Annotated in this window: 17 protein-coding genes; 10 read left to right on the top strand and 7 right to left on the bottom strand. The window is 67.5% G+C overall.

All coding sequences use genetic code 11. The features are described 5' to 3' along the window. Window positions 1-20: 20 nt before the first annotated feature. Window positions 21-920 (bottom strand): LysR family transcriptional regulator, encoded by a 900-nt coding sequence (locus CDO44_RS26595; RefSeq protein ID WP_087783291.1) that lies wholly within the window; start codon window positions 918-920, stop codon window positions 21-23. Window positions 921-1,060: 140 nt separating this feature from the next. Here CDO44_RS26595 and CDO44_RS26590 point away from each other — a divergent pair, with 140 nt between their 5' ends. Genes CDO44_RS26590 through gtdA form a run of 3 tightly spaced genes read left to right on the top strand, consistent with a single transcriptional unit; the run spans window position 1,061 to window position 4,145 of the window. Next, a complete protein-coding gene (locus CDO44_RS26590) occupies window positions 1,061-1,933 on the top strand; it encodes a fumarylacetoacetate hydrolase family protein (protein ID WP_087783290.1) in 873 nt (290 codons plus the stop codon). After that, window positions 1,930-3,120 (top strand): 3-hydroxybenzoate 6-monooxygenase, encoded by a 1,191-nt coding sequence (locus CDO44_RS26585; protein WP_087783289.1) that lies wholly within the window; start codon window positions 1,930-1,932, stop codon window positions 3,118-3,120. Before CDO44_RS26590 ends, CDO44_RS26585 begins: the two co-directional genes overlap by 4 nt. Then, entirely contained in the window at window positions 3,120-4,145 is a 1,026-nt protein-coding gene (gene gtdA / locus CDO44_RS26580; protein WP_087783288.1) for a gentisate 1,2-dioxygenase, read from the top strand. Before CDO44_RS26585 ends, gtdA begins: the two co-directional genes overlap by 1 nt. 10 nt (window positions 4,146-4,155) lie before the next feature. Here the strand turns inward: gtdA and CDO44_RS26575 are convergent, their stop codons facing one another. Further along, entirely contained in the window at window positions 4,156-5,061 is a 906-nt protein-coding gene (locus CDO44_RS26575; RefSeq protein ID WP_087783287.1) for a LysR substrate-binding domain-containing protein, read from the bottom strand. A 106-nt stretch (window positions 5,062-5,167) separates the two neighbouring features. Here CDO44_RS26575 and CDO44_RS26570 point away from each other — a divergent pair, with 106 nt between their 5' ends. Both CDO44_RS26570 and CDO44_RS26565 read left to right on the top strand, forming a co-directional pair. Further along, window positions 5,168-6,154, top strand: a complete 987-nt coding sequence (locus tag CDO44_RS26570) for a tripartite tricarboxylate transporter substrate binding protein (RefSeq protein ID WP_087783286.1) — start codon at window positions 5,168-5,170, stop codon at window positions 6,152-6,154. 13 nt (window positions 6,155-6,167) lie between these two features. Next, a complete protein-coding gene (locus CDO44_RS26565; RefSeq protein ID WP_233146380.1) occupies window positions 6,168-7,856 on the top strand; it encodes an FAD-dependent monooxygenase in 1,689 nt (562 codons plus the stop codon). 71 nt (window positions 7,857-7,927) lie between these two features. Here CDO44_RS26565 and CDO44_RS26560 read toward each other — a convergent pair whose 3' ends face one another. The 4 genes from CDO44_RS26560 to CDO44_RS26545 all read right to left on the bottom strand — a co-directional run bounded on the left by CDO44_RS26560 (window position 7,928) and on the right by CDO44_RS26545 (window position 15,585). Then, window positions 7,928-8,869: a VOC family protein gene (locus tag CDO44_RS26560; RefSeq protein WP_087783285.1), complete on the bottom strand. Its 942-nt coding sequence runs from the start codon at window positions 8,867-8,869 to the stop codon at window positions 7,928-7,930. 38 nt (window positions 8,870-8,907) lie between these two features. Continuing rightward, window positions 8,908-9,744, bottom strand: a complete 837-nt coding sequence (locus CDO44_RS26555) for a fumarylacetoacetate hydrolase family protein (protein WP_087783284.1) — start codon at window positions 9,742-9,744, stop codon at window positions 8,908-8,910. Between the two features lie 290 nt (window positions 9,745-10,034). Further along, window positions 10,035-11,057: an amidohydrolase family protein gene (locus CDO44_RS26550; protein WP_087783283.1), complete on the bottom strand. Its 1,023-nt coding sequence runs from the start codon at window positions 11,055-11,057 to the stop codon at window positions 10,035-10,037. 190 nt (window positions 11,058-11,247) lie between these two features. Then, a complete protein-coding gene (locus tag CDO44_RS26545; protein WP_087783282.1) occupies window positions 11,248-15,585 on the bottom strand; it encodes a DEAD/DEAH box helicase in 4,338 nt (1,445 codons plus the stop codon). 252 nt (window positions 15,586-15,837) lie between these two features. Between CDO44_RS26545 and CDO44_RS26540 the strand changes: the two genes are divergently transcribed. Further along, window positions 15,838-16,830: a tripartite tricarboxylate transporter substrate binding protein gene (locus CDO44_RS26540; protein WP_158213451.1), complete on the top strand. Its 993-nt coding sequence runs from the start codon at window positions 15,838-15,840 to the stop codon at window positions 16,828-16,830. A gap of 18 nt (window positions 16,831-16,848) precedes the next feature. Here the strand turns inward: CDO44_RS26540 and CDO44_RS26535 are convergent, their stop codons facing one another. After that, window positions 16,849-17,493 carry a TetR/AcrR family transcriptional regulator gene (locus tag CDO44_RS26535; protein WP_233146379.1) on the bottom strand — a complete coding sequence of 215 codons (645 nt, stop codon included), beginning with the start codon at window positions 17,491-17,493 and terminating at the stop codon, window positions 16,849-16,851. Window positions 17,494-17,649: 156 nt separating this feature from the next. Between CDO44_RS26535 and CDO44_RS26530 the strand changes: the two genes are divergently transcribed. Genes CDO44_RS26530 through CDO44_RS26515 form a run of 4 tightly spaced genes read left to right on the top strand, consistent with a single transcriptional unit; the run spans window position 17,650 to window position 22,681 of the window. Further along, window positions 17,650-18,666 carry an HlyD family efflux transporter periplasmic adaptor subunit gene (locus CDO44_RS26530; protein WP_087783279.1) on the top strand — a complete coding sequence of 339 codons (1,017 nt, stop codon included), beginning with the start codon at window positions 17,650-17,652 and terminating at the stop codon, window positions 18,664-18,666. Beyond that, the gene (locus CDO44_RS26525; protein WP_087783278.1) at window positions 18,663-20,414 is read left to right on the top strand and encodes an ATP-binding cassette domain-containing protein; all 1,752 of its coding nucleotides are present in this window, start codon (window positions 18,663-18,665) and stop codon (window positions 20,412-20,414) included. The genes CDO44_RS26530 and CDO44_RS26525 overlap by 4 nt, the downstream gene beginning before the upstream one ends. Further along, window positions 20,411-21,562: an ABC transporter permease gene (locus tag CDO44_RS26520; RefSeq protein ID WP_087783277.1), complete on the top strand. Its 1,152-nt coding sequence runs from the start codon at window positions 20,411-20,413 to the stop codon at window positions 21,560-21,562. The genes CDO44_RS26525 and CDO44_RS26520 overlap by 4 nt, the downstream gene beginning before the upstream one ends. A 3-nt stretch (window positions 21,563-21,565) precedes the next feature. Continuing rightward, the gene (locus CDO44_RS26515) at window positions 21,566-22,681 is read left to right on the top strand and encodes an ABC transporter permease (protein WP_087783276.1); all 1,116 of its coding nucleotides are present in this window, start codon (window positions 21,566-21,568) and stop codon (window positions 22,679-22,681) included. The last annotated feature ends 3 nt before the right edge of the window (window positions 22,682-22,684 follow it).

Below are 22,684 nucleotides of genomic sequence, written 5' to 3'. Positions count from 1 at the left end.
CGGTGAGTTCCCCGGCCGCCCTAGCGTTCCGCGGCGAATATGTCGGCCGCGACGGCGCGCAGCCACTTGCATCCCGGGTCGCGGTGGTAGCGTTCGTGCCAATATTGCCGCACCAGGTAGGAAGGGAGTTCGAACGGCACCTTGAGATATCGGACGGTGCCGTGCGCGGCGAGAATGCGCGCCAGGTGGATGGGGGCGAGCGCCAGCAGGTCGGTCCTGGCGACGATTTCCTCCAGCCCCAGGAACGACGGCACCCACAGGGCGGTCTTCCGGGTGATGCCGGCATCGTCGATGGCCTTGTCCAGCAGCCAGTGAGCCGTGCCGGTCGTGACGACGGCAACGTGGGATTCGGACAGGAACTGGGATTTCGTGAGTTTTGCCCCGATGCGCGGATGGCCGGCGCGAACGAGGCAGACATAGTGCTCGCTGAACAGCTTCTGCTGGTGGAAGCCGGCTTGCATGCTGGACGTATAGCCCATCGCCAGGTCGGCTTCCCCGGTCTCCAGGCGGCGGGGCGTGTCCGGGTCCAGGTCCCGCACTTCGATGCGCACGCCGGGGGCGACCTCGCTCAGGCGATTCAGCAGGCGGGCCAGGACGACCATCTGCCCGGTGTTGGTCATGCAGATGCGGAAGACGCGATCGGAGGTGGCCGGGTCGAAAGTGGGCTCGCGGCCCTCGCTGCCGTCGAACAGCGCCAGCGCGGTCTGCACGGCCGGCGTCAACGACGAGGCCCGAGGCGTGGGCGCCATGCCGGCCGAAGTGCGGACGAACAGCGGGTCCTTGAAATGCCGGCGCAGCTTGCCGAGGCGGATGCTGACGGAGGGCTGGCTCAGGCCCAGCTCGTCCGCGGTGGCCGAGACGGTGCCTGTCTCGTTGAGGGATTGCAGCAGGCGCAGGTCAGTCAGATCCAGCTTGCTCATGATGAATTATTGCGTTTTTAAATTGGATCAATAGTAGAACATCGATTGACGCAATAAAGGGGTCCCCCATAAAGTTCCCCCAAGAACGCTGCCGCGCCAGGCGCCGGCCGTATGGACAAGGACTCTAGCAAGGAGAATGCATGTTGCTCTGCCGCTTCGACGCGGATCGGCTGGGGCTGGTGGAGGGCGATCGCGTCAGGGACGTGACGCCAGCCCTCGGCATCCTGCCCGCCCATACCTATCCATTGCCGCGGTTCGATCCGCTGATCGCCAATCTCGATGCGGTCATGCGGTGCATCCGCGACCTGCTTCCCGGGGCGCCGAGCGTACCGCTTGCCGACGTGTCCCTGCTCAGCCCGGTTGCCAATCCTGGCAAGATCATCGCCGCGCCCGTCAACTATCTCAAGCACCTGGACGAAGCCAGGAACGACGCCCAGATCCATCATCGCAACCAGGTCGGGGAAATCCAGCGGGTCGGCGTGTTCCTCAAGGCCACCAGCTCGCTGGTGGGCCAGGACGAGGGCGTCGCCGTCAAGCATGCGGATCGCCGCAATGACCACGAGGCGGAAGTCGTCGTGGTCATCGGCAAGCGAGGCCGCGACATTCCGGCCGCACGCGCCGGCGAATACATCGCCGGCTACTGCGTCGGCCTGGACATGACGACCCGGGGGCCGGAAGAGCGCAGCCTGCGCAAGTCGATCGACAGCTATACGGTGCTCGGTCCCTGGCTGGCGACGCCCGACGAGGTGGGCGATCCGGGCAACCTGGGGTTCTGGCTGACGGTCAACGGGCAGCCGCGCCAGCGGGCCAACACGCGGGACCTCGTCTTGGGCATTCCCCAGCTCATCGAACTGGCCTCGTCGTTCTATACCTTGCACCCCGGCGACCTGCTGTTCACCGGTACGCCCGAGGGAGTGGGGCCGGTCGAGCCCGGCGACGTCATCGAGGTCGAGGTGGAGCGGGTGGGCAGGATGGTCGTGTCCGTCCGTTCCGCGGCGGGAGAGCCGGCATGAGCGCCGCCAATCGACGGCCGGTGCTGATCGCGGGCGGCGGCATCGGCGGACTTGCGGCCGCGCTCGCCTTGTCCAGGGAGGGATGGCCGACGCATGTCTTCGAGCAGGCGGAAACGTTCAAGGAGATCGGCGCCGGCATCCAGCTCGGACCGAATGCCTTCTACACCTTCGACGCGCTGGGGATTACCGACCGGATCTGCGAACTGGCGTCCTTTCCGGACGACATCATTGCCATGGACGCGCTGTCCGGCGAGGAATTGACGAAGCTGCCGGTGGGCCAGCTCTTTCCGGAGCGATTCGGCAAACCCTATGGGTTGATCCATCGCGCCGACCTGCACAAGGTGCTGCTGGATGCCTGCCGCGCCAGCGGATGCGTGGACCTGCGTGCCGCGACCCGGGTCGAGGGCTACGACGAGACGGCCGGCGGGGTGGTGGTGCGCACGGAGCGGGGCGAACGGGTCGAGGGCGCCGCATTGATCGGTGCCGATGGGTTGTGGTCGTCGCTGCGCGGCGCGATCGTCGGGGACGGCAAGCCCAGGGTGTCGGGCCACATCGCGTATCGCGCGGTATTGCGGGCCGACGAGGTGCCGCTGGGCAATCGCCTGAACGCCATGGTGGTGTGGATGGGCCCGAAGTATCACCTGGTCCACTATCCGTTGCGCGCCAATGAATTGTTCAACCTGGTGGCGGTATTCCACAGCGACCGCTACGAGGACGGCTGGGATACCTACGGCGACCCGGAAGAACTCTACCTGCGCTTCGAGGGCGCGCATCCGCTCGTCCTGGGCATGCTGGACAAGATCGAATCCTGGCGCATGTGGGTGTTGTGCGACCGGGAGCCGGTGTCCAACTGGAGCAAGGGGCGAGTCACGTTGCTGGGCGATGCCGCGCATCCCATGCTGCAATACCTGGCGCAAGGCGCCTGCATGGCCATGGAGGACGCGGTGTGCCTGGCCAACAAGATGCGGGACCGGGGCGACGATCCGGCCGCCGCGTTTCTCGATTACCAGCGGGCACGCTACCTGCGCACCTCGCGGACCCAGCTGACCGCGCGCCTCTATGGCCATGCCTACCATGCCGCCGGGGCCACGCGCGATTTGCGCAATGCCTTCCTCGCGTCGCGCTCGCCCCAGCAGACCATGGAGAGCATGGCATGGATGTACGACCCCAAGGAGATACCGCAATAATGGACGACGTACGCGCGCGCCGCGAGGCGTTCTATCGCCGGATCGACGACAGCCACTGCGCGCCGCTGTGGGAAGTGCTGCACGGGTTGATCACCCCCACGCCTTCCACGCCCTGCCAGCCCTGCCACTGGCCGTGGGCGACGATGTGGCCGTATCTGCAGGACTCGGGCCGCATCATCAGCGCGGAGGAAGCCGAGCGGCGGGTCCTGGTCCTGGAGAACCCGGGCCTGCGCGGCCGGTCCCGGATCACACACAGCCTCTACGCGGGCCTGCAGCTGATTCTCCCCGGCGAGGCGGCGCCCCCGCATCGCCATTCGCAGTCGGCCATGCGGTTCGTGTTGCAGGGGAAGGGGGCATTCACCGCGGTGGATGGGCGCCGCATCACGATGAATGAGGGCGATTTCGTCATTACCCCGGCATGGGCGTTCCATGACCACGGCAATCCTTCCAGCGAGCCCATGGTCTGGCTGGATGGCCTGGACGTGCCCATCGTGGAGCTCTTCGATGCGCAGTTCATGGAGAAGGGCGATACCGTCTCGTATCGCGGCGGCGACGGCCAGGAGAACCTGGCGGAGTTCGGGGCCACGATGAAACCGGTCGGTTTCCAGCCGGCCAGCAAGACGTCGCCGCTGTGCTGGTATCCCTATGCCAGAAGCCGAGAGGCCCTGCTGGCCTTCGCCCGCTCGCAGGCTCCGCATCCGTGCTGGGGACACAAGCTGCAGTACGTGAACCCGGTCACGGGCGGCTGGGCGATGCCGACCATCGGCACCTTCCTGCAGTATCTGCCCCAGGGCTTCGACGGAACCCCGTATCGATCCACCGATGCCACCGTCTACGCCGTCCGGGAGGGCAGCGGCGTATGCCGCATAGGCGGCCTGGAACTGCGCTTCGGCCCGCGGGACGTTTTCGTTTGCCCATCGTGGATGCCGTACACCCTGCACGCCGATACCGACGCGATCCTGTTCAGTTTTTCGGATCGTCCGGCCCAGCAGAGCCTCGACATCTGGCGCGAACAGGCCGGCTGAGTCGCAGGCCTCAGGAAGTGGAACGCAGCGCTCCCGCGATGCGTTCGAACAGCGTGGCAAGGTAGGTCGCCGCCGGCGTCAACGGCACGCCGGCGCGCGAGATCTGCACGATATCCGGTCCGTCGATCACGTCTTTCAGCGCAATGGGCTCGATCACGCCCGCGAACAGCTCCGAATGGAACCACTGCTTCGGCAGCATGGCCAGTGCATTGGTCGAACACAGGAGCGCCGCCACGCCGACCATGGATTCGGCCTGGGTCATGGGCACCGGCGGCGGCAGCCCTTGGGCGGCGAAGACGTCTTCGAATTCCGCTTCCACGCGTTCCTGCACGCCTGTCAGGATCCAGTCCTCGCCAACCAGTTCGGCGAGCCTCTTGGCGTTGCGCTTGGGATGTCCCTTGCGCCCGACGACCACGCGCTGGTTCTGGAACAGGAGTTCCACCTTGTAGCTGTCGCCTATCGGCCGGGCCGGGCGCGGGCCGATGTAGAAGTCGAGGGTGCCGTCCTGCAGCCGGCCTTCCAGCGTGGAGAAGAAGCCTTCCACCATGCGCAGCCGCACGCCCGGATATTTCTGGCGGAACGCCTCGTGCGCCTCGGCCGCCATCGCCAGCCAGACGGCGCTGGACAGCCCCACCGTGACGGATCCGGAGGGCGTGCCCAGGAGCTGCGCGACTTCGTCCTGTCCGCGCCGGATTTCGGCCATGGCGGCGTGCGCGCGGCGGTAGAACGCTTCGCCTATGGGCGTGAGCACCACCCCGCGCGCATGCCGCTCGAGCAGCGGCGTGCCCAGTTCGCCTTCGAGTTCGCGCAGGCTGCGGGTAAGGGCGGGCTGGGCCAGCCCGAGCGCCCGGGCCGCCCCGCGCACACTGTGCGCTTCGGCTATGGCGACGAAATCCCGCAGATGATGCAGTTTCATGGCGATAACACCCAGGCATCGATGGGAGGATTTTGCCATCTTTCTGTAGGCAGTGCCCTTCACTAGACTCGTCCCCACAACAAGCACATGACTACGGAGACGATCGATGGCCTTTCCCAAACTCATGGCGGCGATGGCGCTGTGCGCCGCAGCCCTGCAGCCGCTGGGCGCGCCGGTTGCGCAGGCGGAGACCTTTCCTTCCCGCCCGGTGCGCCTCTTGAGCCCGTTTCCCGCCGGCAGCGGCCCGGACGCGGTGGCGCGGCTGCTCGGCGAACACCTCTCGAAGGCGTGGAGCCAGCCGGTCGTCGTCGAGCCACGGCCGGGCGGCAACGGCTTCATCGCCATGGAGGCGGTGCGCCGCGCGGCGGCCACGGGGCATGACCTGGGCGTGGTGGACGTCGGCCACATGGCCATCAATCCGAGCCTGTTCCGCAAACTGCCCTACGACCCGGTCAAGGACTACGTCCCGGTGAGCGGCCTCTATCGCACCGCCTTTTTCGTGGTCGTCGGGAGCGACAGCCCCATCAAGTCGATTCCCGAGCTGATCGCAGCGGCGCGCGCCAAGCCGGGAAGCGTGACCTATGGCTCATGGGCGGTCGGCAGCCCCGGCCACCTGGGCGCCGCGCAGCTGGAGGCCGCCACCGGTACGCAGATGCTGCACGTGCCGTTCAAGGACACCGCGCAGTTGTATTCCGCGGTAGCGAACGGCGAGGTGACGTGGGCGCTGGGCTCGTACGCCACTGCGGGCGGCTTGATGCAGGCCGGCAAGCTGCGGGTGCTTGCGGTGGCGGACGACAAACGTTCGGTGGCGCTGCCCAACGTGCCTACCCTGGAGGAGGCGGGCGGACCCAAGGGCGTGGACGCGTCCACCTGGGTGGCGCTCGTGGCGCCCGCGGGTACGCCGTCCGAGCGCGTGAACGCCATCGCCAAGGCCGTGCGCGACGCGCTCGAGAACGACGAGGTCAAGGCCAAGATGGCGACCTTCGGCTTCGTGCCGGCGGGCAGCCCAGGGGCGATCGTGTCCGAATGGATGCGCAAGGATACCCCTCGCTACGCCGAGATGGTCCGGCGTACGGGGGCGACGACCGATTGAGGGAAGATGCACTGTGAAAGCACTGCGAACGGAGATCGCCATCGTGGGCGGCGGTCCGGCCGGCCTGATGCTGGCGATCGAGCTGGGATGCCGCGACATACCGTGCGTCCTGCTGGAAGAGGATGCCGATCCGCCGGCGTTTCCCAAGGCGAATGCCACCTCGTCCCGGACGATGGAACACTATCGCCGGCGCGGCTTTTCCGATGAAATCCGGGCTCTGGGGCTGCCGCTGGACTATCCGCAGGACGTGGTCTATTGCACCCAGCTGGCCGGCCACGAACTGGCGCGTTTCCGGATCCCTTCCCGGGGCGATGCGGCGCGGCGCAGCCAGGCGGGCGACCCCGCCGCGGGCAACGCCGGCGACTACGGCAGCGAGGCCTGGCCCACACCCGAGCTCCCGCACCGCGCGCAGCAGATGCTGATCGAGCCCGTGCTGCGCACGCGCGCCGCCGCCTATTCCAGCGTCAGGCTATGCCTGGGCCAGCGGGCGGTGGCGGTCGAGCAGGACGCCGACGGCGTGGCGGTGACCGTCGAGCCGGAGGGGGGCGGCGAACCGTGGCGGTTGGATGCCCGCTACCTGGTGGGATGCGATGGCCCCCGCAGCATGGTGCGCAAGTCCATGGGCATCGGGTACTCGGGACAGGGCAGCGAACAGCGGGATTTCTTCGGCGGCCAGATGTTGTCGATCTATTTCCGCTCCAGGCAGCTCTATGGGGTGATGGGCAAGGAGCCCGCCTGGCAGTACTGGGCCGTGAATGCGCACCAGCGCGGCCTGTTGATTGCCGTCGACGGCGTCGAGACCTTCCTCCTGGCCGTGCAACTGGCGCCGGGACGGCAACCCGCCGATATCGATCCCGTGGCCGTGGCGCGAGCGGTGGTAGGCAGCGAATTCGACTTCGAGCTGATCGACCGCATGCCCTGGGTCGCGGGGTATACGCTGGTGGCCGACAAGATGGCGAGCGGCCGGATGTTCCTGGCCGGGGACGCGGCGCATCTTTTCACCCCGACCGGAGGAATGGGCTACAACACGTCGATCGACGACGTGGTGAACCTGGGCTGGAAGCTCGCGGCCGTGGTGCAGGGCGCGGCGCCGCCTGCGCTGCTGGAAAGCTACGAGCGCGAGCGCCGGCCCATGGCGCTGCGCAACACGGCATTCGCGCGCCGCATGGCGGACAGCATCGGGAATATCCGCCCCGATGCAGACATAGACGCCGCCGGCGCGGCCGGCGAGCGCGCGCGAGCCGAGCTCGGACGCAGGCTGGCCGCGCACGTGGCCAGCGAATTCAATATCCCGGGCCTGCAACTGGGCGTGCGCTACCTGGACAGCCCCATTGTCGCCATCGAGCCCGGCCCCGCTCCTCAAGACGATCCCAATCGCTACGTGCCCCTGGCCTTGCCCGGATCGCGCGCGCCGCATGCCGTCGTGCGCGGCAAGGTGTTGTTCGATCTGTTCGGGCGCGATTTCACGCTGCTGGCCTTCCAGGGGATGAACGATGTCGAGCGCGCGTCGTGGCGTGCCGTGGCGGATGAGTACGGCATGCGCCTGGATTTCCTCGAGATCGACGACCAGGCTGCGCGCGTCCTTTATGGCGCCGACCGCGTATTGATCCGCCCGGATCACCACATCGCCTGGCGCGGCAAGGCCGGGGCGGATGCGCGACCGCTGCTCGCGCTTGCCACGGGCAGGGCGATGGCGGCCTGACGTGTTGCCGCGCAGAAAAGGAAAAGGGCCGCGCCAAGATGGGCGCGGCCCTTCCCATTCATGGAGGCCGATCAGGCCTCGGTGTTCTGGATGAAATCCGAGGGAAGATCGGGCCCCCACTGATACAGACTGTCTTCCGGCGCGAAATCGCCCGAGGGCCATTTGTGCCCGGCGGATATGTAATCGATGTCCGCCGAGAATTCGCAGTATGAACCCCAGGGGTCGCGTACGTAATGGAAGAAGTTCGATCCCAGCACGTGACGCCCCGTCCCCCATCCACGCGCATAGCCCGCCGCCGCCATTTGGGCAGCGCCTTGGCCGACCTCGTCGATGCTGGCCACGTCCCAGGCCGCATGGTGCCAGCCGCGCGCCGAACTACGCGCGAACGCGACCAGGTGATGATCGCATCCGTGCGGCGCATGGGTGAACGCGATGCCGTCACCGGAACGGTCCGAGAGCCGCAGGCCCAGTGTTTTCTCGTAGAAGGCGAGCGCACGGGAAACGTCGGGCGTGAACAGCAGCACGTGCGAGAGCCGCCGCGGGCGCACCTGGGCCACTTGTCTGCGGAAGCTGGCGCCGCGCGCATCGGCCGGCGCATGGATGTTGCGCAGCGGGCTCTTGGCGTCCGGCGTGGTCTTGGGGCCGACCTTTACCTGTATCAGGTTGCCGTCCACATCCCGGAACCAGAACCCCTCCGTCGTGGCATAGGGCGCACCGCTGGCCGGTGCGACGCCTGCCTTGTCCAACTGGCTGCGGACGCCGGACAGGTCGTCGGCGAAGCAGTTGAAGCTGAGATAGGCCAGCGCCTTGCGTTCGCCCTCGTATATCCGCGCCGATACGTGCCCGTCCTGGGCTCGTATCGCCAGTCCGCCGTTTTCGTGTGTCACCGACAAGCCGAAGGCTTTGTGGAAATGCTCGGCCTGGCCGAGGTCGGGTACCGTCAGCGCGTAGTGGTCGATGGAATGCACCGAAGCTTGCCGGGATTCGTCGCCGGCGGTCGTCCGTGTCGTCATTTGTCTCCTCCTGTCATGCGGTCGGGCGCCGCGCCGTATCAGGCTTCGTCGGCAATCGGATTGCGCAGCGGCGCGAACCCCGTAACTGAAATTTCGCAGACGTCGCCGGCGCGCATCAGCAGCTTGGGGTTGCGGGCCCAGCCTATGCCCGCAGGCGTGCCGGTGACGATGACGTCGCTGGGTTCGAGCGTGATCGCTTCGCTGATGACGCTGATCAGCGTGGGGATGTCGAAGATCATGTCGTCGGTGCTGGCCGACTGTACGACTTCGCCGTTCAGGCGGGTTTCCAGCCGCAGGCCGCGCGCCGCTTTTGGTACTTCGCTGGCGGTGACCAGCTCGGGGCCGAAGGCGCCGGTGGCATCGAAGTTCTTGCCGACCGTCCATTGCGGGGAAAGGAACTGGTACTCGCGCACCGAGCCGTCGTTGAACAACGCATAGCCGGCGACGCAGTCCAGGGCGTTCTCCTTCTTGATGTGCCGCCCGCCGCGCTTGAGCACGACCGCCAGTTCGCCTTCGAAATCCAGGGAGTCGGAGACGCGGGGACGGATGATGGGCTGGCCGTGGCCGACGAGGCTGGTGTCGTAGCGCGGGAAGATCGTCGGATACGCGGGCTGTTCGTACTTGCTTTCCTTGGTGTGGTCGGCGTAGTTGAGCCCGATGCAGAAGATCTTGGCAGGATGTTCGACGATGGGGAGATAGGTGATATCGGCCTCGTTCACCAGCTTGCCGCCGCCGCGCGTGGAGGCATAAGTCTCCAGGTCCGTGCCTGCGGCCAGCAAGGATTCGATGGATGCCTCGCCGAGGATCCGGATCTTGTCGCCGTCGCGGGTGCCCAGGTATTTGGTGCCGTCATGGATGAAACGGAGATAGCGCATCGGGAATTCCTGTCTCGTTGGATGTGGGCGGCCAGCGGCATGGGCAACGCCGCGGACGGCCGCTTCGTTCTGGGTGGGGCGAACGGCAGGAGGGTGGCAACCCGCGCCGGAGGCCTGACGGAGAGGGTAAAGGCTTGCGGGGAAAACGGGAAGATGTCTGGTTTGCTCTAGCGATAACGGTCAGGTATCGGAGGGCGGAGAGACACCCGGAAATGCGTACGGGGCCTGCCGGCATCGTGGGAAAGTGCCGGCAGGCCCCGTACGGGCCGCGAAACGATCGGGGATGCTTATTACAAGCCGCGCGCCTTCAGCTGTGCATCCAGGCGCGGATAGACCCGGCGCGCGTTCAGCTCGAACACCTTGCGCTTGTCCTCGGCCGAGATGTCCAGCGCATCGATGTAGCGCTTGGTGTCGTCGAAGTAATGGCCGGTCTGCGGATCGATGCCGCGCACCGCGCCGACCATTTCCGAGCCGAACAGGATGTTGTCGACGTCGATGACCTCGAACAGCAGGTCGATGCCGGGCTGATGGTAGACGCAGGTGTCGAAGTAGACGTTCTTCATCACGTGCTCGGCCAGCGGAGGACGCTTGAGCATGTCCGCCAGGCCGCGGTAGCGGCCCCAGTGGTAGGGGACGGCGCCGCCGCCATGGGGAATGATGAAGCGCAGCGTGGGGAAGTCCCGGAACAGGTCGCCCTCGATGAACTGCATGAAGGCGATGGTGTCGGCGGCCAGGTAGTAGGCGCCGGTGGCGTGCATCGCGCAGTTGCAGGAACCCGAGACGTGGATCATGGCCGGCACGTCGAGTTCGACCATCTTCTCGAAGAAGGGATACCAGGAACGGTCGGTCAGCGGCGGGGCGCTGAAGCTGCCGCCCGAGGGGTCGGGGTTGAGATTGCAGCCGACGAAGCCGAGCTCGTTGACGCAGCGTTCGAGTTCGGCGATGGAGCCGGCGATGGAGGTGCCTGGCGACTGCGGGAGCTGGCAAACGCCGATGAAGGTCTCGGGGTAGAGGTCGACGACCCGCTTGATGAGGTCGTTCGAGCGGCGTGCCCAGACCTGGCTGACGCGTTCGTCGCCGACGTGGGGTTCCATGGCCGAGGCGCGCGGCGAGAAGATGGTCATGTCCGCGCCCCGTTCGCGCAGCAGGCGCAACTGGTTCTTCTCGATCGTTTCGCGGATCTCGTCGTCGGAAATGTTCGGATAAGCCGGGTCGATGTCGCCGCTGGCCTTGAAGTTGGCCTTCTGCTGATCGCGCCATTGGTTATGGGCGGCCGGTGCGGTGGTGTAGTGACCGTGACAATCGATGATCATGCTGGGCGATTCCTGTTTGACGAAGAGGGCGTCGGGCCGGGTCTTGCGGCCTGTCCGGCCGGGGCGGCGTGGCCGCCTGCGCAGCGGGCAATTGTAGCGTCTTGGGCATGGCGATACCCTTTGTTTTCCGCATTTCTGCTTTTCGTATTTCCACGGTTTGCATGGCTGCCGCGGATACTCGCCGCGGCCTTCAGCGCTGGGCCACCAGCGCCGTCCGCAGGCGTTCTCGTTCACCGGGCGAGGCCTCGACCAGATAGCGGATGTCGCCGGCGACGGCGGCGGCGACGGGCGCGCCGTCGCGGTAGAGCACGCGGTTGCCCGCCAGTGCTGGGACCTTCTCGCCGGGCAGCAGTGTGCCCGCCAGGTTGAGCGGGTCGGCGGCCGATACGCAGGCCAGTTCACCGCCGGCCTCGCGCCGCCGGATGCTGCGCAACAGGGGGATGGCCTCGGGCAGCGCGAATTGTTCGCCCGCCAGGCCCGCGACGAAGCGGCCGCCTCGCACGTCCCCGCGGGCTTCGAGGCGGTGCAAGACGGGCAACAGCTCGCGCCAGGGAGGCAGCCAGCGCGCCTCGCGTTCCAGCAATCGCCAGAAGACCACGCCGTAGCGGCGCAGCAGCACCAGCGCGATGTGTTCCAGGACCTGCGGGTCGGTTCGGAGGCGCCTGCCGGGTGCGGCCGGCGGTGGCGCGGCGGCGCGGCGCAGCAGCGCCCAGCGACCGGCCTGGTCCATGTCGTGCAGTGTCGTGCCATGGCGCGCACGGCGCCGCTCGCGGGCGGTGCGCTGGGAGGCGGGTATGAGCAGCGCGCGCAGGCCGGCGAAGCTGTCGGCATTGGCCACGCCCGCGGCGACCAGTTCGCCCAGCGCGGTTTCCAGTTCGTTGGGCAGCAGCCGGGTTTCCGCCAGCAGTTCGTCGAAGAACATGGCTCCCTGGCCGGCCAGGACTTCATGGACGCGTTGCGCGCGTAGGGACAGCTCGGGCTGCCAATCCGGCGGGACCAAGGCCTGCCACCTGCCCAGGTGGCGCCGCGGCAGCAGCACCATGGGCGTGGCGCGAACGGGGCCGGTGGCGGAGCGGCCCTGGCCCGCCAGGCGCATCCAGACGATCTTGCCGGCCTGGCTCAGCTCATCCAGCCAGCCGGGACTGTAGCCCTCGAGCCGCGCCGGCAGGAGATCCGATTCCCAGGCGCCGGCGGCTGCCTCGTAGCCTTCCAGCTGGTCGATGACCTGTGGCAGCGCACTGGGGCCGTGCAGGCGGGCGTCCGTGGCGACGTGCTGCCATTCGAGCAGGAACCGCATGAAGTCCTGGCGCTCGACCGGCTCGATTTCGCGCCGCAGCCGCTTGATGGTGTAGCGGTGGATGCGCGCGAGCAGATGGCGCTCGCACCATTCTTCCTCGCGCGCCTCCGGATCGAAGCGGCCGCGCATGACGTAGCCCTCGCTCTCGAGCTGGGCAAGGGCGGCTGCCACGGCCGGTTCGGGCAGAAACAGGTCGGCAGCGATGCGAGGCAAGGTGCGAGGGCCGAACCCGGTCAACCGCGCACGGACGACTTCGACCAAGGCGGCATCGGCTTCCCATGGTTCGTCGTAGCCCGCGGGGATGGCGATGGGCGGATTGGCATCGGCGGCCGGGTAAAGGGCGCGCACGCAGGCCAGGCGTTCGACCGGCGTCCACAGGATGGCGCCCGGCCGCACGATGAGCCGGGTCGCCCGGCCTGCGCGCGCCAGCGCTTCAAGCCAGTCCGGCCAACCTTCGTTGGATTCCGCTTCCGCCTCGGCAATGCAGGCCAGGCTCATCAAGGCTTCCTGCATCTCGTCGGCGTTGCGCGCCTGCGGCCAGGCTTCGGCGGCTACCGCCTCGATGGCGCCGGCATCCAGGGCGCCGAGGTCGTCGGCCGATTCCGGATCGGTCCAGCGCCGCGCCAGCACGGCTTGCGTGCGGCGTTCTTCCAGCGGCGCGTCGTCCAGGAAGGCATAGGGCCGCGCGCTCAGGATCTCCATGGCCAGGGGCGACGGGGTCGGGAGGTCTCGGGCCACCAGTTCGACCTTGCCCTGTTCGATCCGGCGCAGCAAGGCCAGCCACCCTTGGGCATCCATCGCCTCGTGCAGGCAGTCGTCGATCGTCTGGGCAACCAGCGGGTGATCGGGGATTTCCCGTTCTCCCGCCACGTTCTCCAGGCACGCCGCCTGGTCGGGAAACACCGCGGCCAGCAGGTCGTCGCTTTTCATGCGCTGCAACTGCGGCGCCACCTTGCGTCCCCCCACGTAGCGCGGCAGCGCGAGCGCGGTGGTGGCGTTCCAGCGCCACCGGACGTTGAACAGCGGCGCATCGAGCAGCGCCTGCACCAGCAGATGCTCGGCCGTGGCCGAACGCAGGTAGCGCCAGACTTCGTCCAGCGGAAAACTGTGGCTGGTCGAGAGCGACAGCACGATGGCATCTTCCGTGGCGGCGGCCTGCAACTCGAAGTTGAAGCTGCGGCAGAAACGCTTGCGCAGGGCCAGTCCCCAGGCGCGGTTGAGCCGGCTGCCGAAGGGCGAATGCACCACCAGCTGCATGCCGCCCGATTCGTCGAAGAAACGTTCCATTACCAGGGTGTCCTGGGTGGGGAGCCGGCCCAGCGCCGCGCGGGCGCGAGCCAGGTATTCGACGATCTGGCGGGCGGCCGCCGCGTTCAGGCCGATCTCGTCCATCAGCGCTTGGATGGCGCCCTCGATGTCGGGCGCGGCGCCCGGGGTATCGCCGAGCAGGCGCTCGACCTCGGCGCGCAGCCGGGACACGCCGGCCGACAGTTCGTCGCTGCGGCCAGGCGCCTCGCCTAGCCAGAACGGAATGCTCGGCGCGGCGCCGTGCGCGTCCTCGACGCGCACCCGGCCGGCCTCCACCCGCAGGATGCGGTAGGACGTGTTGCCCAGCTGGAAGACGTCCCCGGCCAGGCTTTCCACAGCGAAGTCTTCATTGACGGTGCCGACCATCAAGCCCTGCGGTTCGAGCAGCACGGTGTAGTCGGCGTTGTCCGGGATGGTGCCGCCGGAGGTGACGGCGGTGAGCTTGCTGCCGCGCCGCCCGCGCAGCACGCCCGCCACCGGGTCGCGGTGGAGATAGGCGGCCCGCACGCCCTGGCGGCCGGTATAACCCTCTGCCAGCATGCGCAGCACGGCATCGAACACCGGCCGCTCCAGGCCGGCATACGGTTCGGCGCGCCGGACCAGGTCGTAGAGCGCGTCCTCGCTCCATTCCTGGCAGGCCACCTCGGCCACCAGTTGCTGGGCCAGCACGTCCAGCGGCGCGGCGGGGATGTGCAGGGCATCCAGTTCGTCCCGGCGCACGCAGTCCAGCAGCGCCGCGCATTCGATCAAGTCGTCGCGCGAGGTGGGAAAGAGGCGGCCCTTCGGTATCCCGCCCACGTGGTGGCCCGAACGCCCGACGCGTTGCAAAAAGGCGGAAATGGCGCGCGGCGAGCCCACCTGGCAGACCAGGTCCACGTCGCCGATGTCTATGCCAAGTTCCAGCGAGGCGGTGGCGATCAGCACCCGCAGTTCGCCGCGCTTGAGCCGCTGCTCGGCGTCGAGCCGATGCTCCTTGGCAAGGCTCCCGTGGTGCGCCGCCACCGCCTCTTCGCCCAGGCGTTCGGCCAGGTGCCGAGCTGCCCGCTCCGCCATGCGGCGGGTATTGACGAAAACCAGGGTGGTGCGATGTTGCGACGCCAGTTCCGCCATGCGGTCGTATACCCGTTCCCAGACGTCGTTGGCCATGACGGCTTCCAGCGGAACGGGCGGCAGCTCCAGGTCCAGGTCGCGGCGCCGCACGTGGCCGATATCCACGATCTCGCAGGCGCCGGCGCGCTCGCGGCCGACCAGGAAGCGGGCGACGGCGGAAAGCGGTTTCTGGGTGGCCGAGAGCCCGATCCGGGTCGGGCGGCGGCCGCAGAGCGCATCCAGCCGTTCCAGGCTGAGCGCCAGGTGGCTGCCTCGCTTGTTGCCCGCCATGGCGTGGATTTCGTCGACGATCACGCTGCGCACGTCCGCCAGCATGCGCCGCCCGCTGTCCGAGCCCAGGAGGACGTACAGCGATTCGGGCGTGGTCACGAGGATGTGCGGAGGCCGCTTGCGCATGGCCTGCCTGGCCTGGGCCTCGGTGTCGCCGGTGCGTACCGCCGTGCGGATGCCTGGATCGGGCAGGCCCAGGCGTTCCAGTTCCTCGGCAATGCCCTCGAGGGGCGCCTGCAGGTTGACGCGGATGTCGTTGGAGAGCGCCTTCAGGGGGGATACGTACACCACCATCGTGGCGTCGGGCAGTTCGCCGCCTGCGTCCACGCCCATGCGCACCAACTCGTCGATGGCAGCGAGGAAGGCGGTCAACGTCTTGCCGGAGCCCGTAGGGGCGGCCACGAGCGTCGAGCGGCCGGCCCGGATATGCGGCCAGGCCAGGCGCTGGGCCTGCGTGGCCGACCCGAATGCACGGCGGAACCAGGCGGCGACCGCGGGATGGAACCCCTGCAGGGTATCGACGGGGTGGAGGGCGATGGTCATGCCTGACTATATGAGGGCGACCCGGAGGATCGCAACCGTGGCCGGCGGGCGGCGGTTCGCCGGCCACCGCCCCGTGACTTCCCTTAGTCGCTAACACTTAAAAATACATATAGTATGTGTGTTAGAGTGATGCGAGTGCGGCGGATTCACCGGGGAACCGCCCGGCGCCGGATCTTCATCGGCCGCAGAGCCGAAGCGAGCATTCGTCCGTACTTTCAAGGCGGACGACCAGGACATCGTCAGGAGACAAGCATGAAACGCGTTCTTTTCCCTTTGCAGCTTCCGCTCGCCGCGGCGCTGGGCCTGGCCTGTACGGCCGTCCATGGACAGCCGGCAGCCAAGCCCGAGGGAAACTACCCGTCACGGTTGATCAAGATCGTCGTGCCGTATACGCCGGGCACCAGCGCCGATACCCTGGCCCGGCTGCTGTCGGACAAGCTGGCTGCCCGGCTGGGACAGAGCGTGGTGGTCGAGAACAAGCCCGGCGCGGCCGCGGCCATCGGCACCGCGTACGTGGCCAAGGCGGCGCCGGATGGCTATACGCTGATGATGTCGCTCAATACCCATGTCATTACGCCCGCGTCGCGCAAGACGCCTTACGATCCCGTCAAGGATTTCGCGCCTATCGGGCAGATCGCTTCCGGGCAGATGCTGGTGCTGACCCATCCCTCGGTACCGGCCAAGACCTTTCCCGAGTTCGTGTCCTACCTGAAGAAGATGGGCGATAACGCCAGCTACAGTTCGCCCGGCCCGGGCTCGACCACGCATTTGTATTCCCTGGTGCTGCAAGACATGCTGGATACGAAAATGCGGCACATCCCGGCCAACGGCATGGGCGTGGCGGCGATGGACGTGATGCAGAACAGCTCCACCATGCTGATCAGCACGGTGGAGGCGTCGCGCGCGAACGTGGCGTCGGGCAAGCTCAAGCCGGTGGCGCAGACCGGCAAGGTCCGGTCGCGGCTGGTGCCCGACCTTCCCACCGTCGCGGAGTCGGGCTATCCCGAATACGACTTGTCGATCTGGGTCGGCATGTACGCGCCGGCCGGCACGCCCAAGGCCATCGTCCAGCGCATCCACGACGAGGTCGGCGCCATCATGGGCGCGCCGCAGATGCGCCAGGATCTTCTCGAGAAGGGCTATGACGTCGTGCTGACGTCGCCCGAGGAGTTCGCCGAGTTGAACCGCAAGGAGTTCGCCCGGTGGAAGGACGTGGTCGCCCGCCACGGCTTGCAAGGAGAGTAGGGCGGTCTCTTCCCGCCCTTATCGCGCGCGTTTGCTGCGCACCGGAGCCGCGCGCGCCGCCACGATCGCATCCAGTCCCGCCAGCGCATAGGTCTTCAGGTGAGAGGCCAGGACTTCGGCCGGCTGTTCGAAGATGGCCTGGATGGGGCTGTTCATGTCCCGGTGGATGACCAGCAGCATCATGCACGGCGCCATTACGCTCAGGACACAGCGGGTGAGCGCCGGATCCCCCGGGGGGATGCCGGTGATCTCGCCGATGATGGCGCTGATAAGCCCGAATTTGGGCAGGGCTTCGGCTTCGATGATGCCGGCCAGGTGCGGCGAGGGCGCCAGCACCTCGCGTGCCCACAGGCGAATGTGCCAGCCCTCCGAATTCAGCAGGCTGGCGGTGAGCCCGTCCAGGAACGCCTCCAGTTTCTGCCGCGGAGGCTGGGCGCTGTGCGCCAGCCGCGCCAGATAGTCCAGGCTGATCAGGTGCTTGTGCACTTCCTTCAATAGGGAGAGATAAAGGCCGTCGCGGCTGCCGAAGTGGTAGTTGACCGCGGCCATGTTGCATTGCGCCCGTTCGCAGATGGCCTTGCTGGTGGTGTCGGCGTAGCCGCGCTCGGCAAAAAGCTGCCCGGCCGTTTCGAGGATGCGGGCGCGGGTGGCTTCACCGTCCATGCGGGGCGAACGCGCGGGAGTCGAAGGTCTTGTTGCTCTGGCTGCCATTCGGAAGAGGCCGGTTCCTTGAAGAATGCAGGGGGAAGTGTAAAACATCATATTCCAAATTGAAATTTGAGTTATATAATCCGGACACCGACAGCTTGGGGTCCGGCGATGAAGAAAGTGGTGATTGCGGGCGTGGTGGTGGCCGCCGCCGTGGCGGGCGCGGCATGGTATGCATGGCGTCCGGCTCCTGCCGAGGACGGCCTGACGCTCTATGGCAACGTCGACATCCGCCAGATATCGCTGGCGTTCGACGGCAGCGACCGGGTGGCCGAGATGCGCGTGGAGGAGGGGGACCGGGTCAAGGCGGGAGAGGTGCTTGCGGTGCTGGACCGTCGTGCCTTGCAATTGCAGGAAGCCCAGGCCCGCGCCCGGATCGCCGTGCAGGAGCAGGCGCTGCTGCGGTTGCGCAACGGGACGCGGCCCGAAGAGATCGCCCAGGCCCAGGCGCAGGTGGCGGCAGCCCGGGCGGAGGTCGAGCTGGCCGCGCAGCAGCTCGAGCGCTTGAAAGGGATTGCGGCGAACACCGGGGGGCGCGGCGTGAGCCGGCAGGATCTCGATAATGCCGAATCTCGGCTGCGGGTGGCGCGCGCGCAATGGGAGGATCGCGGCAAGGCCTTGCAATTGGCCCGGGTCGGGCCGCGCAAGGAAGACATTGCCCAGGCCCAGGCGCAGCTCGACGTGTCCCGCGCGGAGCTGGCGCTGATCGCATACCGGCTGGAACAATCCGAGCTCAAGGCGCCTACCGACGCGGTGGTGCGGGCAAGACTGCTCGAGCCGGGCGACATGGCCACGCCCCAGCGTCCGGCCTATGCGCTTGCGCTGACCGATCCCAAATGGGTCCGAACCTATGTGCCCGAGCCTCGGCTGGGGCAGGTGCGGCCCGGCATGGCGGCCCAGGTCGTTACCGACAGCCATCCCGACCAGCCGATCGCAGGGCGAATTGGCTATATCTCGTCGGTGGCGGAGTTCACGCCCAAGAACGTGCAGACCGAAGAGTTGCGCACCAGCCTGGTCTACGAAATGCGCGTAATCGTGGACGACCCGCAAGACCGGCTGCGCCTGGGCATGCCGGCCACGGTGCGCATTGCCCTCGATCGGCAGGGCGACAAGGTATCGGCCCGATGAGCGCCGCGGCCGTCGTCGCGGCGCGCGACGTGCGCAAGCGCTTCCCGGCCGGGCACGGGGGGCGCGAGACCATGGCGCTGGACGGCATATCGCTCGAGGCGCCCGCCGGTGCCTTGACCGCGCTGGTGGGGCCCGACGGAGCGGGCAAGACCACGCTGCTTCGGCTGATCGCCGGCCTGATGAAGCCGGAGGGCGCGCTGCGGGTGCTGGACATCGATGTGGCGGCCCACCCGCAGGACGTGCAGAACCGCATCAGCTACATGCCGCAGCGTTTCGGCCTGTACGAGGACCTGAGCGTGCAGGAGAACCTGGATCTGTACGCCGACCTGCACGGCGTGCCGATGGTTCAGCGCCAGCGCAGGTACCAGCGGCTGTTGGAAATGACCGATCTGGGACGTTTCACGGCGCGGCCGGCGGGCAAGCTGTCCGGCGGCATGAAGCAGAAGCTCGGACTGGCCTGCACGCTGGTCCGTTCTCCCGAACTGTTGCTGCTGGATGAACCTACCGTGGGGGTGGACCCGCTTTCGCGCCGCGAGCTCTGGCAGATCGTCCAGCAGCTGGTCGACGACGAGCGCTTGTCGGTGGTGGTCAGCACGACGTATCTCGACGAGGCCGAACGCTGCGCCAGCGTGTTCGTGCTGCACGAGGGCAAATTGCTGGCGCAGGGCCGCCCGGAGGACATACGCCGCCATGCGCGTGGCCTTTGCTTTATCGCCGTCCCGTCGCCGGGCGAGCCGGCCCGGGTGCTTCAGGCTCGCCTGCTCGACGACGCGGACAGGGTCATTGATGCCGTGCCGCAAGGCGGGCAGGTGCGAGTGATCCGGCGGCCATCGGCCCAGGAGTCCCCCGCGTGGCGGCCCGCCGATGCCCGGCTGGAAGATGGCTTCATGGTGCTGTTGCGCGAGCACAAGCGCGGAGCGGGCGCCGCCGCGCCGCTGCCCGGACACGGCGCGGCATTGCCGACGGAGCCGGCCCGGGGCGGCCCGGTCATCGAGGTCCGCGACCTGGTTCGCAAGTTCGGCGATTTCACCGCCGTGGACCGTACCAGCTTCACCGTGAACAAAGGCGAGATCTTCGGCCTGCTCGGACCGAATGGCGCAGGCAAGACCACGACATTTCGCATGCTGTGCGGACTGCTGCCCGCGAGCAGCGGTTTCCTGCGAGTGGCGGGCGTCGACCTGAGGACGGCCCCGGCGCAGGCGCGGCGCCGCATCGGCTATGTATCGCAGAAGTTCGCGCTGTACGGGAATCTGACGGTCATGGAGAACCTCGTGTTCTTCGGCCATGCCTATGGACTGCATGGCGAGCGCTTGCGTGCGCGCATCGGGGCCGTCATGGCACAGTTCGACCTCGAGGGCGAGGCGCATGCGGCCAGCGGGCGGCTGCCGGGCGGCTACAAGCAGCGTCTCGCGATGGCGGTCGCCCTGCTGCACGAGCCGGAGATCCTGTTCCTGGACGAGCCCACGAGTGGCGCCGATGCGCTCGCCCGCCGCGATTTCTGGCGCCGCATTACGGCGCTCGCCCAAGGCGGCACGACCATCGTCGTGACGACGCACTTCATGGAAGAAGCCGAGTACTGCGACCGCATCGTCATCCAGGATGCCGGCAGGCTGCTGGCCCTGGGCACGCCGGCGCAGGTTCGGCAGTTGGCGGGCGAGACCGAGGCGCGGCGCCTGGACATGGAACAGGCCTTCATCGGCATCGTCGAGCGGGGGCGGCGCGAGTCCCTTGCGGAGGGCGCGGCATGAACGAAGGCACGCGCATTGCCACCTCCGCAGGCTTCTGGCGCCGCCTGGTCTCGCTGACGCGCAAGGAAGTACGCCAGTTGCTGCGCGATCGCGCCAATCTGATGATGGGCATCGCACTGCCCATCGTCCTGATCCTGATTTTCGGCTATGGACTTTCGCTGGACGTGAAGAACGCGCCCGTGGCGGTCGTTCTCGACGACGCTTCGCCGGCTGCGCACGACGTGGTGGCCGGCCTCGCGATGCCCGGCTATCTGGCGCCGCGGGTGGTGGGATCGGCGCATGAGGCCTATGCCTTGATGCGCGATCGGGACGTGGACGCAGCGGTATTGGTTCCGGCCGATTTTTCGCGTCGCCTGGCGGCCGGCGATGCGCAGGTGCAGGTCTTGCTGCAGGGCGCCGACGCCAGCCGCGCGACGATGATACGTGGCTACGTCGCCGGTGCGCTGGGCCTCTGGAACCAGAAGCGGGCCGATCGCGGCGAAGCCGGACTGTCCGCCGCGGGCCGCGTCGAGGTGGTCGACCGCATGTGGTTCAACGCCGCCAACACCAGCACCTGGTACCTGGTGCCCGGGCTGATCGTGCTCATCATGACGCTGGTGGGCGCGTTCCTGACCGCGCTCGTCATGGCGAGAGAGTGGGAGAGGGGAACGCTGGAGGCGTTGTTCGTCACGCCGGTGCGGCCGGTGGAAGTGCTGCTGTCCAAGATCGTTCCCTATTTCTGCGTGGGACTGATCGGGCTGGCGCTCTGCCTGGCCGCCGCGGCCTTTCTGTTCCACGTGCCCATGTACGGTTCGCTGCCGGTTCTGCTCTTCGCCGCCATGCTTTACCTGCTCGTGGCGCTCGGCATCGGCCTGGTGATTTCCTCTATCACCAAGAACCAGTTCCTGGCCAGCCAGGTGGCCCTGATCGCGAGCTTCCTGCCGGCGCTGATGCTCTCCGGCTTCATGTTCGACCTGCGCAACGTGCCGGTGGCCATACGCGTCATCGGCCAGATACTGCCCGCCACCTATTTCATGGAGCTGATCAAGTCCTTGTTCCTGGCCGGCAACAACTGGCCGCTGATCGGCAGGAATTGCGCCATCCTGGCGGGCTACGCCATCGTGCTGCTGGGCGTGGCGCGATTTGTCACGCGCAAGAAACTGGATTGACGCATGGATGCCTTCATCGACTTCTGGCGCCGCCTGCTCCAGCTATGCCGCAAGGAATTGCTGGCCATACTGAAGGATCCCGCCAACCGGGCCATACTCGTCGTGCCGGCGCTGGTGCAGAGCTTGGTGTTCGGTTATGCCGCCACGTACAACCTGACCGACGTGCCGTATGCGGTGCTCAATCAGAGCCGGGGCGAGGCATCGGCCAGGCTGCTCGCCCGGCTCGACGGCACGGGAGTCTTCCACCGGATCGCCACGCTCGACTCGCCTCGGGACATCGCGCGGGCGGTGGACCGCGGCGATGCGCTGGTGGTCCTGCAGTTCGGAGCGGATTTCGACGCCCGCCTGGCCCAGGGGCAGGCCGCGCCCTTGCAGGTCATTCTCGATGGCCGCAACTCGACCACGGCCGGCCAGGCGTCTGCCCACGTCGCCGAGATCGTGTCCGCCTACAACGCCGAGCGGCGCGGCGACGGGATGCCGGTCACGGCCGTGTCCCGCGTCTGGTACAACCCCAACCTCGAGACGCGCTGGAACATCATGCCGGCCTTGATCGCCGCGCTCAGCATGATGCAGACGCTGATGCTCACCGCGCTGTCCGTCGCGCGCGAGCGCGAGCAGGGCACGTTCGACCAGCTGCTGGTGACGCCCTATACGCCCATGGAGATCATGATCGGCAAGGCCATTCCGCCGGTCCTCATCGGGCTCGTGCAGTCCTCGATCATTCTGTGCGTCGCGCTGTTCTGGTTCCGCATCCCCATGGCCGGATCGCTGTTGGCGCTGTATGCGGGCCTGGCCATTTTCACGACGGCCTGCGTGGGAATAGGGCTGTCGATCTCCGCCGTGTCGGTCAACATGCAGCAGGCCATGCTTTATACCTTCGTGCTGATCATGCCGCTGATGCTGTTGTCCGGCCTGGCCACGCCGGTGCGCAACATGCCCGAGCCCTTGCAGCTTGCCACCTTGGCGAATCCGCTGCGCTTCGCCATCGACCTGGTACAGCGCGTCTACCTGGAAGGCGCGGGATTGCTTTCGCTCTGGCGCAATCTCGTGCCGATGTTCATTGTCGGAACGATCACGCTGCCGTTGGCGGCGTGGCTGTTCCGCCATCGTTTGGTCTGACCG

Source organism: Pigmentiphaga sp. NML080357 (genome assembly GCF_002188465.1).
GTDB lineage: Bacteria > Pseudomonadota > Gammaproteobacteria > Burkholderiales > Burkholderiaceae_B > Pigmentiphaga.
This window is presented reverse-complemented; position numbering and strand designations above follow the sequence as displayed.

What these genes read in the sequence shown, in the direction of transcription:
- CDO44_RS26545 (WP_087783282.1), bottom strand. Translation starts at nt 15,585, where the DNA reads ATGACCATCGCCCTCCACCCCGTCGATACCCTGCAGGGGTTCCATCCC.
- CDO44_RS26540 (WP_158213451.1), top strand. Translation starts at nt 15,838, where the DNA reads ATGAAACGCGTTCTTTTCCCTTTGCAGCTTCCGCTCGCCGCGGCGCTG.
- CDO44_RS26570 (WP_087783286.1), top strand. Translation starts at nt 5,168, where the DNA reads ATGGCCTTTCCCAAACTCATGGCGGCGATGGCGCTGTGCGCCGCAGCC.
- CDO44_RS26585 (WP_087783289.1), top strand. Translation starts at nt 1,930, where the DNA reads ATGAGCGCCGCCAATCGACGGCCGGTGCTGATCGCGGGCGGCGGCATC.
- CDO44_RS26595 (WP_087783291.1), bottom strand. Translation starts at nt 920, where the DNA reads ATGAGCAAGCTGGATCTGACTGACCTGCGCCTGCTGCAATCCCTCAAC.
- CDO44_RS26525 (WP_087783278.1), top strand. Translation starts at nt 18,663, where the DNA reads ATGAGCGCCGCGGCCGTCGTCGCGGCGCGCGACGTGCGCAAGCGCTTC.
- CDO44_RS26515 (WP_087783276.1), top strand. Translation starts at nt 21,566, where the DNA reads ATGGATGCCTTCATCGACTTCTGGCGCCGCCTGCTCCAGCTATGCCGC.
- CDO44_RS26560 (WP_087783285.1), bottom strand. Translation starts at nt 8,869, where the DNA reads ATGACGACACGGACGACCGCCGGCGACGAATCCCGGCAAGCTTCGGTG.
- gtdA (WP_087783288.1), top strand. Translation starts at nt 3,120, where the DNA reads ATGGACGACGTACGCGCGCGCCGCGAGGCGTTCTATCGCCGGATCGAC.
- CDO44_RS26550 (WP_087783283.1), bottom strand. Translation starts at nt 11,057, where the DNA reads ATGATCATCGATTGTCACGGTCACTACACCACCGCACCGGCCGCCCAT.
- CDO44_RS26535 (WP_233146379.1), bottom strand. Translation starts at nt 17,493, where the DNA reads ATGGACGGTGAAGCCACCCGCGCCCGCATCCTCGAAACGGCCGGGCAG.
- CDO44_RS26555 (WP_087783284.1), bottom strand. Translation starts at nt 9,744, where the DNA reads ATGCGCTATCTCCGTTTCATCCATGACGGCACCAAATACCTGGGCACC.
- CDO44_RS26520 (WP_087783277.1), top strand. Translation starts at nt 20,411, where the DNA reads ATGAACGAAGGCACGCGCATTGCCACCTCCGCAGGCTTCTGGCGCCGC.
- CDO44_RS26575 (WP_087783287.1), bottom strand. Translation starts at nt 5,061, where the DNA reads ATGAAACTGCATCATCTGCGGGATTTCGTCGCCATAGCCGAAGCGCAC.
- CDO44_RS26530 (WP_087783279.1), top strand. Translation starts at nt 17,650, where the DNA reads ATGAAGAAAGTGGTGATTGCGGGCGTGGTGGTGGCCGCCGCCGTGGCG.
- CDO44_RS26590 (WP_087783290.1), top strand. Translation starts at nt 1,061, where the DNA reads ATGTTGCTCTGCCGCTTCGACGCGGATCGGCTGGGGCTGGTGGAGGGC.